The sequence below is a fragment of the Streptomyces harbinensis genome (assembly GCF_900116145.1).
In the GTDB taxonomy this organism is placed as follows: domain Bacteria; phylum Actinomycetota; class Actinomycetes; order Streptomycetales; family Streptomycetaceae; genus Streptomyces; species Streptomyces carpaticus.
Genome location: NZ_FPAB01000003.1, coordinates 310147 through 325480 on the forward strand (window position 1 = coordinate 310147; position 15334 = coordinate 325480).

The following is a 15334-nucleotide window of genomic DNA, read 5'->3' on the forward strand; positions in this document are numbered from 1 at the left end:
GCCTTCCATCCCGACTCGCTGTCCTCTCACCGGCCGGCCCGCTCACCGGTCCACCCGTACCCGGGCACCGCTCAACTCGTCCTCCAGCGCCGTGATGTCGGCCGCCACCATCAGCCGGGCCAGCTCGCGCCAGCGCACCCGCGGCTCCCAGCCCAGCGTCTCGCGCGCCTTGCCCGCGTCACCGATCAGCGCGTCCACCTCGCTGGGCCGCTCGTACTTGGGGTCGAACCGCACATGGTCCGTCCACTCCAGATCTGCCGCGGCGAACGCCTCGGCCAGGAAGTCCCGTACCCGCGCCGCGTCCCCGGTGGCCACCACGTAGTCGTCCGGCACCTCCCGCTGGAGCATGCGCCACATCGCCTCGACATACTCCGGCGCGTAGCCCCAGTCCCGTACCGCGTCCAGATTGCCCAGATACAGCTTGTCCTGGAGCCCGGCCCTGATCCGGGCCACCGCACGGGTGATCTTGCGGGTCACGAAGGTCTCACCACGGCGCGGCGACTCATGGTTGAACAGAATCCCGTTCACCGCGAACATCCCGTACGCCTCGCGGTAGTTCACGGTCGACCAGTAGCTGAACACCTTGGCGCAGCCGTACGGGCTGCGCGGATGGAACGGCGTCCCCTCGTGCTGCGGGGGCGGCGCCGCGCCGAACATCTCCGAGGACGACGCCTGGTACACCCGGGCCGGCACCCCGCTGGCCCGGATCGCCTCCAGCAGCCGCAGCGCGCCGAGCCCGGTCACGTCCCCGGTGTACAGCGGCGCGTCGAAGGAGACCCGCACATGCGACTGCGCGCCCAGGTTGTACACCTCGTCGGGGTTCACCTCGCGCAGCAGATTGACCAGCGCCACCCCGTCCGACAGATCGGCGTGGTGCAGGATCAGCCGCCGCTCGAAGGTCTGCGGGCCCTGGTAGATGTGGTCGATCCGCTCGGTGTTGAAGGAGGAGGAGCGGCGCACCAGGCCGTGCACCGTGTACCCCTTGCCCAGCAGCAGTTCCGCCAGATACGAGCCGTCCTGCCCGGTCACCCCGGTGATCAGCGCGGTCTTGGACATCAGTGATTCTCCCAGTGGGATGCGGAGTCGATTGAGGTGAAAGGGGGGTGGGCGCGGCGGGCGGGCTGGCAGAATCCGGGAGCGTGACTGCTCCCGCGCCGCTGCTGCCGCCCGCCGCCCGGATCTTCGTCGCCGGCCACCGGGGCCTGGTCGGCTCCGCCCTCACCCGCCGGCTGACGGCCGAGGGGTACCAGGTCCTCACCCGCACCCGCGCCGAACTGGACCTGCGCGACGCCGAGGCCACCGGCGCGTACCTGCGCGAGTCCCGCCCCGACGCCGTGGTGCTGGCGGCGGCCCGGGTCGGCGGGATCATGGCCAACGCCCGCCACCCGGTGCCGTTCCTGGAGGACAATCTGCGCATCCAGCTGTCGGTGATCGCCGGCGCGCACGCGGCGGATGTGGACCGGCTGCTGTTCCTGGGCTCCTCGTGCATCTACCCCAAGCACGCCGCCCAGCCGATCACCGAGGACGCGCTGCTCACCGGCGCGCTGGAGCCCACCAACGAGCCGTACGCGCTCGCCAAGATCGCCGGGATCACCCAGGTGCGCGGCTACCGCAAGCAGTTCGGCCGCCGCTACATCTGCGCGATGCCCACCAACCTGTACGGCCCCGGCGACAACTTCGACCCGGAGACCTCGCACGTCCTGCCCGCCCTCATCCGCCGCTTCCACGAGGCCCGCGCGGCCGGGGCGCCCGAGGTGGTGCTGTGGGGCAGCGGCACCCCGCGCCGGGAGTTCCTGCACAGCGACGACCTGGCCCGCGCCTGTCTGCTCCTGCTGCGCCGCTACGACGGCGACAGCCCCGTCAACGTCGGCTGCGGCGAGGACCTGACGATCGCCGAACTGGCCGCCGAGGTGGCCGCCGCCACCGGCTACACCGGCCGCGTCGGCTGGGACACCACCCGGCCGGACGGGACGCCCCGCAAGCTGCTGGACGTCTCCCGGCTCACCGCGCTGGGCTTCGCCCCCGCCGTACCGCTGGCGCGCGGCATCCGGGACACCTACGCCTGGTGGCTGGACCACTGACCGGCACACCCGCACCACCGCGCCCCCTCCCGCCTAGTAGGCGCCCCGGCCGTCGGCGACGGCGCGGAACGTGCGGGCCAGGACATGGAGATCGCCGGTGAGCGACCAGTTGTCGGCGTAGGACAGATCCAGCGCCAGCCCCTCGTCCCAGGACAGTTCGGAGCGCCCGCCCACCTGCCACGGCCCGGTGATGCCCGGCCGCACCGACAGCCGGCGCAGCGCGGCCGAGCCGTATCGCGCCACCTCCTCCGGCAGCGGTGGGCGCGGGCCCACCAGGGACATCCGGCCGGCGAGCACATTGAGCAGCTGCGGCAGTTCGTCGAGCGAGCTGCGCCGCAGAAAGCGGCCGACCCGGGTGACGCGCGGGTCGCGGCGCATCTTGAACAGCGGGCCGCCCAGGTGGTCGTTGGCGCTCTCCAGGGCGGGCCGCAGCCGTTCGGCGTCGGTGACCATGGTGCGGAACTTCCACATGGTGAACGGCTCGCCGCCGAGCCCGATCCGGGTCTGCCGGTACAGGGCGGGACCGCGCGAGTCCAGCCGTACCGCGAGGGCGAGGGCCGCCAGCAGCGGGGCGAGGAGCAGCAGGCCGAGCGCCGCGCCGGTGCGGTCGAGGGCGGCCTTGAGGAGGGGCTGCGGGCCGTGGCGCAGCGGCGGGGCGATGTGCAGCAGGCCGAGCCCGGCGGTGGCCTGGACGCGGATCCGGCCGGGGGCGACCTCGCTGAGCCCGGAGGCGACGGCGAAGGCGAGTCCGGCGTCCTGCACCGCCCAGCTGAGCCGGCGCAGCCGCTCGCCGGTGAGCAGGGTGCCGGGGGCGACCAGGACGAGATCGGCTTCCAGGTGGTGGGCGGCGGCGAGCACGGTGGAGCCGTCCGGGCCTTCGGGCAGCACCTCGGAGAGGGCCAGGGTGAGGGTGGGTTCGTCGGCGCTGAGCCGGCCGGTCTCGGGGGCGCCGCAGGTGAGCCGGCCGTCGCCGACCGGGACGCTGCCGATGACGACGTAGGCGTGGTCGGTGCGGGCGGCGAGCTGGGCGGTGACGGCGTCCACCGGGCCCACTTCGCCGACCACCAGGACCCGGCACAGCGCTTCGGCGCGGCGCCGGCGGCGGGTGAGATGGCGGTGGGTGAGGGCGGCGGTGAGCGCGCTGAGCAGCGGGGCGGGGGCGAGGGCCACGGCGGCGGTGAGCAGGCTGGAGGCTTCCCCGGTGAGGACCCGCAGGACGCAGAGCAGCCCGATGAGGAGCAGCGCGTCGTGGAGGGTGGCGAGCAGCCCGCCGGTCTCACCGAGGCCGCGTAACGCGTAGCGGTGGTGGGCCGCCCGGACGCCGGTCCAGGCGAGGGTGGCGGTGACGGCGACGGCGAGGGCGTGCGGTTCGCCGGTGAGGGTGTAGGCGGCGAGGACGGGCGCGAAGACACCGAGGGCGTCGGTGGCCAGGGCGGCGGGGGCGTACCAGCCGGGCTTGTCGCGGCGCCGCACCGGGCGGGGGCCGCTCGCGGCGGACGGTCTTCGGACGGCTCCGGAGCGTGAGGTACCCAGTGGACGCATGGACCCCCCAGGGATACGCGGTGGTGGACGCGGTGCGACGGTACGGCGGCGGGACGGTACGGCGGTACGGCGGCGGTGCGGGGGAGCGGAAGTGCCGGGAGCGGCCCGGCGGTTGTGCGGGTGCGGTGAAACGGCCGTGAAGGAGGCGCGTCCTCATCTCCCCGTGAGGCGCGCCTGTGCAGCAGCAGAGAGCTTAGGGGAAACCACCATCGTTTGGCGGTTGTTGGTCGAATCTTTCCTGATGTGCCGTCTTCAGCGCCGGGATTCGGCCCCTCTGCGGGGGATCACCAGCCGCACATCCGTGTGGGGGTGCGGCAGCACGTCGACGGGGTACTGATAGACGGAAGAGAGCATCTCACTTGTGAAGACCTCGGCCGGCGGGCCCTCGGCGGCGATCCGCCCGCCGTGCAGGACGGCGGCCCGGTCCGCGTACGCGGCGGCCAGCCCGAGGTCGTGCAGCACCACGACCACCCCCTGCCCGGCCGCCGCCCGCTCCCGGCACACCCGCAGCACCAGTTCCTGGTGGCGCAGGTCCAGCGCGGCGGTGGGCTCGTCGAGCAGCAGCAGCGGGGCGCGCTGGGCGAGCACGCGGGCGAGTGCGACGCGCGCCCGCTCACCGCCGGAGAGCGCGGAGAACGGCCGGGCGGCGAACGCCGTCACCTCGGTCGCCGCCATGGCCTCCGCGACGGCCCGCTCGTCGTCGTCCGCCTGCGGCGTCCCGGCCCACGGGGCGCGCCCCATCGCCACCACCTCGGCGACGGTGAACGGGAACGACAACTGCGCGGACTGCGGCAGCACGGCCCGGCGCAGGGCGAGTTCGCGGGCGTCCCAGCCAGTGGCGGGCCGGCCCGCGATCACCAGGTCACCGGCCTCGGCCCGCAGATCGGCGGCGAGCGCGGCCAGCAGGGTGGACTTCCCGGCCCCGTTCGGGCCGACCAGCGCCACCACCTCGCCGGCGGCGACGGAAAGATCGACGCCGTCGAGCACGGCGCGCCCGCCGAGCCGTACGGTCAGCCCGCGGGCGTGCGCCAGCGGCTGCCCCGGCGCGGGCGGCGCCGGGACGCGCGGGGCGCGGACGGTCAGTCGGGGCAGCAACCGGCGGATCATGCCCAGCCTCCTTGCCGGCGGCGGGTCCTGCGCAGCAGCCAGAAGAAGAACGGGCTGCCGATCAGGGCGGTCAGGACGCCGAGCGGCAGCTCGGCGGGGGCGACGAGGGTGCGGGCGCCGAGGTCGGCGGCCAGCAGCACGAGGGCGCCGCCCAGGGCGCTGCCCGGGATGAGGAACCGGTGCCCCGGGCCCGCCGCCATCCGCAGCAGATGCGGTACCAGCAGGCCGACGAAGGTGATCACCCCGGCCACGGCGACGGCCGCGGCGGTCAGCAGCGCGACCACCAGGATGAGGGTGACGCGCAGCCGTTCGACGTCCACGCCCAGATGGCGGGCGGGCCGCTCGCCGAGCGAGAGCAGGTCGAGCCGGCGGGCGTACAGCGGGGCGATGAGCAGCCCGGCGAGCGCGCAGGGCAGCACCGCGAGGACCTTGGGCCAGGTGGCCTGGGCGAGCGAGCCGAGCTGCCAGAAGGTGATCTGGCTGACCTGGGCGTTGTCGGCGAAGAAGGTGAACAGGCCGACGAGCGCGCCCGCGAAGGCGTTGACGGCGATGCCGGTGAGGATGAGGGTGACGACCTCGGTCCGGCCGGCGGAGCGCGACATCACGTACACCAGCAGAACGGTGGCCAGGCCGGAGACGAACGCGGCGGCGGTGACCGTCCAGTTGCCGAGGAAGGTCCAGCCGAACGCGATGGTGGCCACCGCCCCGACGGCGGCGCCCAGGGAGATGCCGATGACGCCGGGTTCGGCGAGCGGGTTGCCGAACACGCCCTGCATCAGGGCCCCGGCGCAGCCGAGCGACGCCCCGACCAGCAGGGCGAGGACGACGCGCGGCAGCCGGACGTCCCACAGCACGCTCTCGCTGGTGCGGTCCATGGCCTGGCCGCCGAGCCCGGCGCGGTGCGCGACGGAGGAGAGGATGTCGGGCAGCGCGATGGTGTAGGCGCCGGTTCCGGTGGCGATGAGCGCGACCAGGACGAGGGCGGCGGCGAGGGCCGCGGTCAGCAGCGCGACCCGGCCGCGCCGGGCGGCCGGCGGGGGAGCGGGCGCGCCGGCGGGCGGCGCCTCGGGCGCGGCTGCGGGCGCGGGGACGGGGGCGTTGGCCGGGGCACGGGTGGCCACCGGGGCGGGTTCGCGCTCGCTCATGCGTCCTCGCCGCCGGCGTGGAGCTGGGCGGTCAGGTCGGCGAGCACCTCGTCCGTCCGGGGCCCGTAGTTGAGCAGCACGCCGTCGCCGATGTCGGCCACCCGGCGGTGCTGTCCGGCCGGGGTCTGGCCGATGCCGGGGATCTCCAGCAGGCCGTCGATGCCGCCGACCGAGTCGAGTCCCTTGGTCATCACCAGGATCACATCGGGGGCGGCGGAGACCAGGGCCTCGCTGGTGATGGGGGTGAAGTCCTTGTCCAGACCGGATTCCTTGCCCGCGTCGATGCCGCCGGCCGCCTCGATCAGCGAGGAGGCGCCGGACTCGGCGCCGCCGATGAGGTAGACGGAGGCGGTGCCGCGCAGATAGAGGAAGGCCACCCGCGGGGGGTCGCCGTGCGCGGGGATGGCGGCCTGGACGGCGGCGATCCGCTGCCCGGTGCGCTCGTTCAGCCGCTCGCCGGCCTCCGGGACGCCGAGCGCGCCGGCCACGGCCGTGATGCGGGTGGCCACGTCGTCGAGTTCCTTGGCGGCGTCGAAGACGACGACCGGGACGCCGGCGCCCCGGATCTGGTCGATGGCCTCGGCCGGTCCCGTGGTGGATTCGACCAGCACCACATCGGGGTGGAGGGAGAGCACGCTCTCGGCCGAGACCTCGTGGCCCCGGGTCACGACCGGTACCCCGTCCGCCTCTTCGAAGGTGGCGGTCACATCGCGGCCCACCACCCGGTCGCCGAGCCGCAGGGTGTAGACGATCTCGGCGATCGATCCGGAGAGCGGGATGATCCGCTCGGCGCTCTCCACGGTGATCTCCGCGCCGTCCGCCGACGCGACGGTGACCGGGAGCGCGGGGGAGGGCGCCGGCCCGTCCAGCGGTTCGAGCCGGTCGGCGGCGGCGTCGGCCGTGGCCGTACCGCTCTTCTGCTCCGTCCCGTCGCCGCCGCCCGTGCCGGTCGCGCAGCCGGTGAGCAGCAGGGCGAGCAGCAGCAGTCCGGCGAAGGGGCCGCGCAGTGGGTGCCGTTGTGTCACGGGGAATCCGCCTTTCGGGCCCGGGGTTTCCGATCCGGTCGCATGTAGCTTAGGTTAGCCTAACCTCAGTCCTTGACCCCGGGTCTGCTGGAAGGAACCCTTCGATGCTGCCCAGATACCGGCGAGCCCGCGCCTGCGCGCTGCTCACCCTGCTGTCCGCGCTGCTGGCGGTGCTCGCGCTGCCCGCCACGGCCCAGGCCGCCGAACGCACCGTCTCCGGCGGCCGGCTGGACTGGGGCATCCGCTCCTCCTTCCTCACCTACATCACCGGGCCCATCGCCCAGGGCAGTTGGTCCCTCAGCGGCGGGGCGTCCACGGTCGGAACCAGCCAGTTCCGGTTCCACACCGCCACCGGAAGCTACGACCCGGACACCGGCACCGTCACCGCCGGCTACTCCGGCGGCGTCCGCTTCGTCGGCCACCAACAGGCCGACGGCTCCTACGAACTGGACCTCACCGTCGCCAACCCCACCCTCAGCGTCTCCGGCGGCTCCGGCACCCTGTACGCGGATGTGCGCAGCAAGGCGCGCGGCAGCGGCGAGATCACCGACCGCGCCCAGGTGGCGCTCGCCACCCTCGACCTCACCGGGGTGGACCTGCGCGGCGGCACCCAGCTGTCCGTCTCCGGCATCCCGGCCACCCTCACCGGTGACGGAGCGACCGCCTTCGCCGGCTACTACGCGGCAGGCGACCCGCTGGACCCGGTGACCTTCACCGCCGACACCGTGGACACCGGTGCCCCCTCCGGCGACCCCGGCGCGGACCCCGCACCCGACCCGGCGGACGAGCCGGCCGAGGACGACGCCAAGGACGCGGACGAGCCGGACGACGCCGGGAGCGCCACCCGGGAGATCACCGACGCGGCCGTCGACTGGGGCGTACGCCGGACCTTCCGCGAGTACGTCACCGGCGACATCGCCGCCGGACAGTGGCAGCTCACCGAAGGAGCCGAGGACGGCGGCGCGCTGTTCCGCTTCCCGGCGGGCGAGGGCACCGTGGACCCCGGAGCCGGCACGGCCGAGGCCGCCTTCGCCGGAACGCTCCACTTCACCGGCAACGACCTCGACCTCGCGCTCAGCGGCGTCACCGTCACCGTCGCCGACGGCACCGGCACCCTGGCCGCCGACATCACCACCGCAGACGGCACCGAGACCGCACATCCCCTGGTCACCTTCGCCGCCGGCGACGGCGCGCTGACCCCCGAGGACGGCCTCATCCTCATCGAGGAGGCCCCCGCCACCCTCACCGACGAGGGCGCCGCCGCCTTCGGCCTCTACCAGCCCGGTACCGCGATGGACCCGGTCACCCTCGCCCTCGCCGTCACCGAGGACGCCGAACTGCCCGCCCTGCCCGACATCGGCAGCGAACCCGCCGACACCGGAACCCCCGGCCCCGAAACCGGCCCCGCACCCGGCGAGGACAGCGCACCGGCCGCCTCGTCCTCGTCCGCCACGACCCCACTGATCGCGGGAGGCATCGGCGTGCTCGTCGCACTGGCCGCCCTCACCGCGTACCTCGTGCGCCGCCGCGCCTCGCGGCGGACCACGGAGAACCCTTCCGGAACCACCGAGGAGTCAACGCGATCATGACGACCGCAACCCGAGCACGCGCCGTACGGCGCGGCGGCATGCTGCTGGCCGCGGCGACCGCCACCGTGCTGTGCACCACCGGCTTCGCCGCCCCGGCGTTCGCCGACGAGCGCCCCGGCGCGACCGCCTTCGACCTGGTCGACGGCACCCTGGACTGGGGCGTCAAAAACTCCTTCAACCGCTACATCTCCGGCCCGATAGCCGGCGGCACCATCACCACCGACGACGGCGCCGAACAGCACGGTGACGCCTTCCGCTTCACCAACGGCACCGGCAGCTACGACCTCACCACCCACGGGGTGGACACCGCCTTCGACGGCAGCGTCCACTACACCGGGCACCACGGCGAACTGGACCTGAAATTCTCCGGGCTGCGGGTCGTCACCGAGGGCACCGGCGGCACCATCGTCGCGGACGTCACCATCGCCGGTGAGCTGACCGAGGACGTCGAGGTCGCCACCCTGGACCTCTCCGGCGTCCAGCCGGGATCCGGCGAGGGCGGGGCGATGGTCTTCGCGGACATCCCGGCCACCCTCACCGAGGACGGCGCGCAGGCGTTCGCGTACCACGGCACGCCGATGTACCCCGAGGGCACCGCGCTCGACCCGGCCACCCTCACCGTCACCCCGAAGCCGGCCGGGAACCCGGGCGAGCCGGAGAACCCCGAGAACCCCGAGAACCCGGAGAACCCGGAGAACCCGGAGAACCCGGAAAACCCCGAGACCCCGGAAACCCCCGGCAAGCCCGAGACCCCCGGCAAGCCCGGCCCCGATGACGAGGACCCGGGCACCCAGAACCCGGGCGAGGAGGAAGAGGACCCGATCCTCGCCGGCGTCATCCACGACGGCACCCTGGACTGGGGCGTCAAGGAGTCCTTCCGCACCTACATCAACGGGCCCATCGCGCACGGCACCGTCGAACTGGCCGACGGCGCCACCGAGAACGGCGCCGGCTACCGCTTCGCCGACGCCGAGGGCGAGTTCGACACCACCGAGGAGACCCTGGGCGCCGCCTTCGACGGCAGCGTCCGCTTCCTCGGCCACGCCGACGCCACCGGCGACTACGTCCTGGACGTCAAGTTCTCCGACTTCGCGGTCGAGATCGACGGCACCCGGGGCGAACTGATCGCCGACGTCAGCGCCAAGGACTCGCAGACCGGCGAGATCAACACCTTCGACGCCATCACCGTCGCCTCCCTCGACATCCCCGCCGGCGCGCTCACCGCCGACGAGGACGTCATCGTCCTCAGCGATCTCCCCGCCACGCTGACGGCCGAGGGCGCCGAGGTGTTCGCCTACAACGGCTCCCCGATGTACCAGGCCGGTACCGCCCTCGACGACGTGACCGTCGCCGTGGCCCTCAGCGAGGGCGCCAAGCTGCCCCCGGTGAACAACCCCGACCAGCGGGATACCCGGATCACCACCCCGGTCGGCACCACCCCCACGGGCGGCGCCTCCGGCGGTGCCCTCGGTGGCGTACTGGCCAGCACCGGCAGCGGCATCCCGCTCGCCGAACTGGCCGGCGGCGCCGCCGCCCTGAGCGCGGCCGGAGTGGTGGCCTTCGCCGCCGCCCGTCGCCGCACGCTGTCGCTGGGCTGACGGTCCAGCCCACGGCAGCCGCGTGTGCCCGCCGGTCAACGCCCGGCCGGCGGGCACGCGCCACGCACCGGCCGTCATGGCCCCGGCCGGTCAGCGGCGGCCGAGCAGCATCTCGATGTCACTCAGCTGCTCGGCCGTCAGCGGCCCGTGCTCCATCGCCGCCGCGTTCTCCTCGGCCTGCGCCACGGTACGGATGCCCGGGATCGGCACCGTCACCGGGCTGCGCGCCCACAGCCAGGCCAGCGCGCCCTGCGCCGGGGTACGGCCCCCGCCGGTGAGTACGTCCCGCACCGCCTCGAACCGCTCCCGCCACCGCGGCTCCAGCCGCCCGTCGCGGAAGTAGCGCAGCCAGCCCGGCGGTTCGGCCCGGATGTCGCCCGGCGCCAGGCTCGCCCCCCGGCCCGGGGCGCTGTCGTACTTCCCGGTCAGCACCCCCATCGCCAGCGGCCCCCGGTTGATCGCGGCCAGCCCCTCCGCCTCGCACAGCGCCAGCAGCTCCGGCGCGTCCTCCAGCACATTGCAGTTCAGCTGCACACTCGCGCAGTGCGGCCCGGCCGCGAACACCTTCGCCCGGTCCGGCAGATCGGTGGACCAGCCGTACGCCCGGATCAGCCCCTCCGCCACCAGCTCCTCGCACACCGCGCGCAGCTCCTCGGCCACCCCGTGCGGAGCGTCGCCGATGTGCAGCTGGTACAGATCCAGATGATCGGTGTCCAGCCGGCGCAGCGTCGCGGTGAGCGCCCGCCGCACATAGCCGGGGCTCAGCTCGGGCTCCGGCAGCATGGTGCGAGTGGCCGGGTCGAAGGCGTTCCCCCACTTGGAGGCGATCACCGCCTCCTCCCGGCGGCCCTTCAGCGCCCGGCCCAGCACCTCCTCGCTGCGCCCGGTGCCGTAGCAGTCGGCGGTGTCGAAGAACACGACCCCCAGGTCCAGCGCGCGGCGCACCGCCCGCACCGACTCCCGGTCGTCCACCTCGCCCCAGCCCAGCGGCTTGCCCGCGCTGTCCTGCCAGGGGCCGCCGATCGCCCAGCAGCCGAACCCGAGTGCGCTGACCGTGATGCCCGAACGCCCCAGCGTCCGGGAAAAGTGCGTCGTCATGCCCGGGAGTGTGCCTCCTGGAGCGGGCTCCAGCGCAAGCGGTGACCCGGCGGCCGGGCTCAGAGCGCGAAGATCCCGAACCCGAACCCGTCCGCCTCGATCGCACCGTCCCGTACCCGCACCCCGCGCACCTCCACCGGGCGCGGGTCGCCCTCGTACGGGAAGGTGACCGGCGCGAGACGGGGGTTGACCACCACCAGATAGCGCTCCCCGCGCACGTACACCAGCGGGTAGCCGGTGTGCAGCACCTCCACCGAGCCCCGGCTGCCCAGCTCCGGGGTGTCGCGGCGCAGCGCGATGAGCCGGCGCACCAGGTGGAGCAGCGAGGTCTCGTCCGCGCGCTGGGAGGCCACGTCGGGGCGGTCGGGGTCCGGGTCGAGCGGCAGGTAGAAGCGGTCGGCGGGGGCGGTGGAGAACCCGGCGCCGGGGGTGGCGTCCCACTGCATGGGGGTACGGGAGCCGGCCCGGTTGTAGGTCGGCTCCAGCACGCTGCCCTCGTGCTCGGGCAGCCCCGGGATGTACCGCATGCCGATCTCGTCGCCGTAGTAGATGGCGGGCAGCGTGGGCCAGGTCAGCTGGAACGCGAAGGCGGGCGGCAGCTGTTCGGCGGTGCGCGGCCCGCAGCGCAGCCGGGAGAAGTCGTGGTTGGAGGTGGGCAGCGAGATGAAGCCCTTGTCGTCGATGAGGGCAGCGGCCGACCGCCAGGCCGTGATGAAGGTCTCGGCGCTGCCGCGGCCCTCGGCCTCGAAGTAGCAGTGCTCGCGCTGGGCCCAGTGCTCGTGGACGGTGCCGGTGCCGTTGTTCCACAGCGAGCGCATCGGGAGCCCGTCGGAGGGGCCGCCGAACTGGAGCAGGAAGTCGGCGTGGAAACCGGCCGGTACGGAGGTCTGCGGGTCGCCCCATTCGGCGAGCAGGGCGGCCTGCCGGTGGGTGGTGTCCAGCCAGTCGCGCAGTTCGCCCCACAGCCGGCAGGTCTCCACCAGCCCCGGGTCGTCCTTGACGAGGGAGTGCGCCATGTCGACCCGGAACCCGGACAGGCCGAGCCGCAGCCAGTGGTCCATGACCTCGCGCAGCGCGGCGCGGTTGGCGCGCGGGCCCTCGGCGTCCACCGGCTGCCGCCACGGCTCGGCGGCGTCCTGCCGGGCGTAGCCGAAGTTGAGGGCGGGCTGGCTGTCGAAGAAGTTCGGCAGATAGCCGCCGGGCCGGGAGCCGGGGGAGCGGACGAAGCCGGGCGGCAGGGTGCCGTCCGGCTCCGGTGCGCTCCAGATGTACCGGTGGTCGCCCGGGTCCTCGGCCGAGGCCCGGAACCAGGGGTGTGCGTCGGAGGTGTGCCCGGCGACCAGGTCGAGCATCACCCGGATGCCGAGCCGGCCGGCCTCGTCCACCAGCCGGGCCAGGTCGTCGTCCGTGCCGTAGCGGGGGGCGAGGGCGAAGTAGTCGCTCACGTCGTAGCCGGCGTCGCGGAACGGGGAGGCGAAGCACGGGTTGAGCCAGACGGTGTTGACGCCCAGCCAGGACAGGTGCTCCAGATGCGCGGTGATGCCGGCGAAGTCGCCGATGCCGTCCCCGTCGGAGTCGGCCCAGCTCTGCGGATAGATCTGGTAGAGAACGGCGTCGGCCAGCCAGGACGGTGCGGGACGGAAGGGCGGCATGCCCTTCACGTTAACGGCAGACGTCGCCCAGATCCTGGAAGACGGCCGAGTTGAGCGCGAAGGCCCGCTTGCACTCCTCCACGATGCGCAGCCGCTCCGGGCCGTCGGCGGCGATGTCGTCCAGGGTCTGCCGGTAGTCGCGCTTGAAGGCGGCGGGGTTGCCGATGGCGTCGAAGACGTAGAAGTGGACGCCGGGGCCCTTGCGGGCGAAGCCCCAGATCTTCTCGGCGGTGCCGCGGATGATCTGACCGCCGGACAGATCGCCGAGGTAGCGGGTGTAGTGGTGCGCGACGTACCCGGCGGGCCAGGAGGTGGCCACCTCGGCGACGCGGGCGGCGTAGCTCTCGGTGGCGGGCAGCGGGGTGATGGTGGTGCGCCAGCCGGGGCCGTCGTGCAGATGGTCGAGGTCGGCTTCGAGGGCGGCGGTGCGCGCCAGTTCGGGGCGGATGAACGGTCCGGCGACCGGGTCGGCGGCGAGGTCGGCGGTGCGGGCCTCCAGCGCGCGGTAGACGAACCACAGTTGCTCGGTGTAGCGGCGGTAGGCGGTGACGCCGAGCTTTCCGCCGAGCAGGTCGCTCATGAAGGTGGAGTTCTCCGCCTGGGTGTGCGCTTCGTGGGAGGCCTCGCGGATCTGCGTGGAGAACGGGGTGACGGCGAGCGGCGTGGTCAAGGGAGCCTCCGGGGACGCTGGCGGCGGGGCACGGCGCGCTGCCGTGCCCCGTCATCCTCCATACTTAGGCTTACCTAAGTCAAGCTCTTGCCGACACCTTGTCGGGAAAACACGGGGCGCGGGGGAGGCTCAGGGGAGCGTGAGGATCTCCGCGCCGCTGTCGGTCACCACCAGGGTGTGCTCGAACTGCGCCGAGCGCTTGCGGTCCTTGGTGACGACCGTCCACTGGTCGTCCCACATCTCCCACTCGTGGGTGCCCAGGTTGAGCATCGGCTCGATGGTGAACGTCATCCCCTGCCGCATCACGGTGGTGGCGTTCGGGTCGTCGTAGTGCGGGACGATCAGCCCGGAGTGGAACGAGCGGTTGATGCCGTGACCGGTGAAGTCCCGCACCACCCCGTACCCGAACCGCTTGGCGTACGACTCGATCACCCGACCGATCACATTGATCTGCCGCCCGGGCCGCACCGCCTTGATGGCCCGGTTGAGCGCCTCCCGGGTGCGCTCCACGAGCAGCCGCGACTCCTCGTCGGCCGCCGCCTCGCCGCCCACGAAGTAGGTGGCGTTGGTGTCGCCGTGCACGCCGCCCACATAGGCGGTGATGTCGAGATTGACGAGGTCGCCGTCGCGCAGCACCGTCGAGTCCGGGATGCCGTGGCAGATCACCTCGTTGACCGAGGTGCACAGGGACTTGGGGAAGCCCCGGTAGCCGAGAGTGGAGGGGTAGGCGCCGTGGTCGCACAGGAAGGTGTGCGCGATCTCGTCCAGCTTGTCGGTGGTCACCCCGTCCGCGATGTGCGCGGCGGTCTCGGCCATCGCCCGCGCGGCCAGCCGACCGGCCAGCCGCATCCGCTCGACGGTCTCGTCGTCCTGTGCTTCGGGGCCGGTGTACGGGGTGGGCCCCTTCTTGCCCACGTACTCGGGTCGGGGGATGACGGAGGGCACGGAACGCTGCGGCGAGACCGTACCGGGAACAAGAAGAGACTGGCCAGACATGCCAGCGAGTCTACGGGCGGGCAGGATGAGGGTATGGCTGCGCTCTTCCGACGAAGGATGCCGACCGGCAAGGCCGGCGAGTGGTACTACTGCCTCAAGCACCAGAAGGTCGAAGAAGGCCCCGAGTGCCCGGCCAAGGACCGGCTGGGCCCGTACGCCACCCGCGAGGAGGCGGCCCGGGCCATCGAGACGGCCCGCGAACGCGACGAGGACTGGCGCTCGGACCCCCGCTGGCGCGACCGCGAGCCGGAACCGCCGGAGGGGGATGACACCGACGCCTCCCCGAGCTAAGGCCAAAGGTCAACGCGCTGCGCGGTTCATTGCCTGATCGAATGAAGATCGGCCGGTAAAGCGCTTTCCGTCATACGGCCGATGACAGGCTGATCTCCGCGGCGAAAGCCGGTAAAGAGAGAGGCGTAGGCTGTGGCCAGCGACGACGACTACATGCGACGAACGGTGATCCTCGAAGAGGAGGTGCCGAACGCGGAAAGCTATATCAGCCAGTACAAGATCGGCATCGATCACCAGCAGCGTCGACTGAGGAATCTCAATTACGAGTTGGGACGTCTGAACGAGAGGATCGGGGACGTTGACCATGACACCTGAGCAGCGTGAGCAGATGAGCATCGACTCCATCACTCGTCTCATCGAGATGGACCACGCCGAAAGCCTGCGGCGCTGGTACGCCCTCGCGGGCGAGCCGCGGCGGTCCGCCGCCGAACGGCAGCGCATCCAGCACTACATCGACTCGCTCACCGCGATCACGCTGCCCGGCGCGCCACAGTCAGAGGCCGCCTGACGGGTCGGTCCAGCGGGCCGGTCCGAGGCCAC

General features: G+C 73.1%; 15 protein-coding genes. 6 read left to right on the top strand and 9 right to left on the bottom strand.

Annotated features, from left to right (window positions below):
• Positions 1-42 precede the first annotated feature (42 nt).
• Positions 43-1056, bottom strand: a complete 1014-nt coding sequence (gene gmd, locus BM385_RS09215) for a GDP-mannose 4,6-dehydratase (RefSeq protein WP_093842754.1) — start codon at positions 1054-1056, stop codon at positions 43-45.
• Between the two features lie 83 nt (positions 1057-1139).
• Between gmd and BM385_RS09220 the strand changes: the two genes are divergently transcribed.
• Positions 1140-2081, top strand: coding sequence for a GDP-L-fucose synthase family protein (locus BM385_RS09220; RefSeq protein ID WP_093842951.1), 942 nt, complete (start codon positions 1140-1142; stop codon positions 2079-2081).
• 33 nt (positions 2082-2114) lie between these two features.
• On the opposite strand, the gene BM385_RS09225 is transcribed toward BM385_RS09220, so the two are convergent.
• From BM385_RS09225 to BM385_RS09240, 4 genes are all read right to left on the bottom strand, one after another.
• Complete coding sequence (locus BM385_RS09225) at positions 2115-3554, bottom strand: exopolysaccharide biosynthesis polyprenyl glycosylphosphotransferase (protein ID WP_019432997.1); 1440 nt, start codon at positions 3552-3554, stop codon at positions 2115-2117.
• 321 nt (positions 3555-3875) lie between these two features.
• Positions 3876-4730, bottom strand: a complete 855-nt coding sequence (locus BM385_RS09230) for a heme ABC transporter ATP-binding protein (RefSeq protein WP_019432996.1) — start codon at positions 4728-4730, stop codon at positions 3876-3878.
• Positions 4727-5875: a FecCD family ABC transporter permease gene (locus tag BM385_RS09235; RefSeq protein ID WP_254791492.1), complete on the bottom strand. Its 1149-nt coding sequence runs from the start codon at positions 5873-5875 to the stop codon at positions 4727-4729. Before BM385_RS09235 ends, BM385_RS09230 begins: the two co-directional genes overlap by 4 nt.
• On the bottom strand, positions 5872-6900 hold the full coding sequence (locus BM385_RS09240; RefSeq protein WP_019432994.1) for a heme/hemin ABC transporter substrate-binding protein: 1029 nt from the start codon (positions 6898-6900) through the stop codon (positions 5872-5874). The genes BM385_RS09235 and BM385_RS09240 overlap by 4 nt, the downstream gene beginning before the upstream one ends.
• Before the next feature lie 104 nt (positions 6901-7004).
• Between BM385_RS09240 and BM385_RS09245 the strand changes: the two genes are divergently transcribed.
• Together BM385_RS09245 and BM385_RS28175 are read left to right on the top strand one after the other, a co-directional pair.
• Positions 7005-8489, top strand: coding sequence for an HtaA domain-containing protein (locus BM385_RS09245; RefSeq protein WP_093842755.1), 1485 nt, complete (start codon positions 7005-7007; stop codon positions 8487-8489).
• A complete protein-coding gene (locus BM385_RS28175) occupies positions 8486-10087 on the top strand; it encodes an HtaA domain-containing protein (RefSeq protein ID WP_093842756.1) in 1602 nt (533 codons plus the stop codon). Before BM385_RS09245 ends, BM385_RS28175 begins: the two co-directional genes overlap by 4 nt.
• Positions 10088-10177: 90 nt before the next feature.
• On the opposite strand, the gene BM385_RS09255 is transcribed toward BM385_RS28175, so the two are convergent.
• The 4 genes from BM385_RS09255 to map all read right to left on the bottom strand — a co-directional run bounded on the left by BM385_RS09255 (position 10178) and on the right by map (position 14503).
• Entirely contained in the window at positions 10178-11185 is a 1008-nt protein-coding gene (locus BM385_RS09255; protein ID WP_093842757.1) for an aldo/keto reductase, read from the bottom strand.
• 59 nt (positions 11186-11244) lie between these two features.
• Positions 11245-12837, bottom strand: coding sequence for an alpha-amylase family glycosyl hydrolase (locus BM385_RS09260; protein WP_093842953.1), 1593 nt, complete (start codon positions 12835-12837; stop codon positions 11245-11247).
• Between the two features lie 10 nt (positions 12838-12847).
• Positions 12848-13507, bottom strand: a complete 660-nt coding sequence (locus BM385_RS09265; RefSeq protein WP_093842758.1) for a biliverdin-producing heme oxygenase — start codon at positions 13505-13507, stop codon at positions 12848-12850.
• Positions 13508-13636: 129 nt separating this feature from the next.
• Entirely contained in the window at positions 13637-14503 is an 867-nt protein-coding gene (gene map / locus BM385_RS09270; protein WP_093842759.1) for a type I methionyl aminopeptidase, read from the bottom strand.
• Between the two features lie 33 nt (positions 14504-14536).
• On the opposite strand from map, the gene BM385_RS09275 reads away from it, so the two are divergent.
• The 3 genes from BM385_RS09275 to BM385_RS09285 all read left to right on the top strand — a co-directional run bounded on the left by BM385_RS09275 (position 14537) and on the right by BM385_RS09285 (position 15302).
• Complete coding sequence (locus tag BM385_RS09275; RefSeq protein ID WP_037755731.1) at positions 14537-14794, top strand: hypothetical protein; 258 nt, start codon at positions 14537-14539, stop codon at positions 14792-14794.
• 132 nt (positions 14795-14926) lie between these two features.
• A complete protein-coding gene (locus BM385_RS09280) occupies positions 14927-15109 on the top strand; it encodes a hypothetical protein (protein ID WP_019432985.1) in 183 nt (60 codons plus the stop codon).
• Positions 15099-15302 carry a hypothetical protein gene (locus tag BM385_RS09285; RefSeq protein WP_019432984.1) on the top strand — a complete coding sequence of 68 codons (204 nt, stop codon included), beginning with the start codon at positions 15099-15101 and terminating at the stop codon, positions 15300-15302. Before BM385_RS09280 ends, BM385_RS09285 begins: the two co-directional genes overlap by 11 nt.
• Positions 15303-15334: the final 32 nt, after the last annotated feature.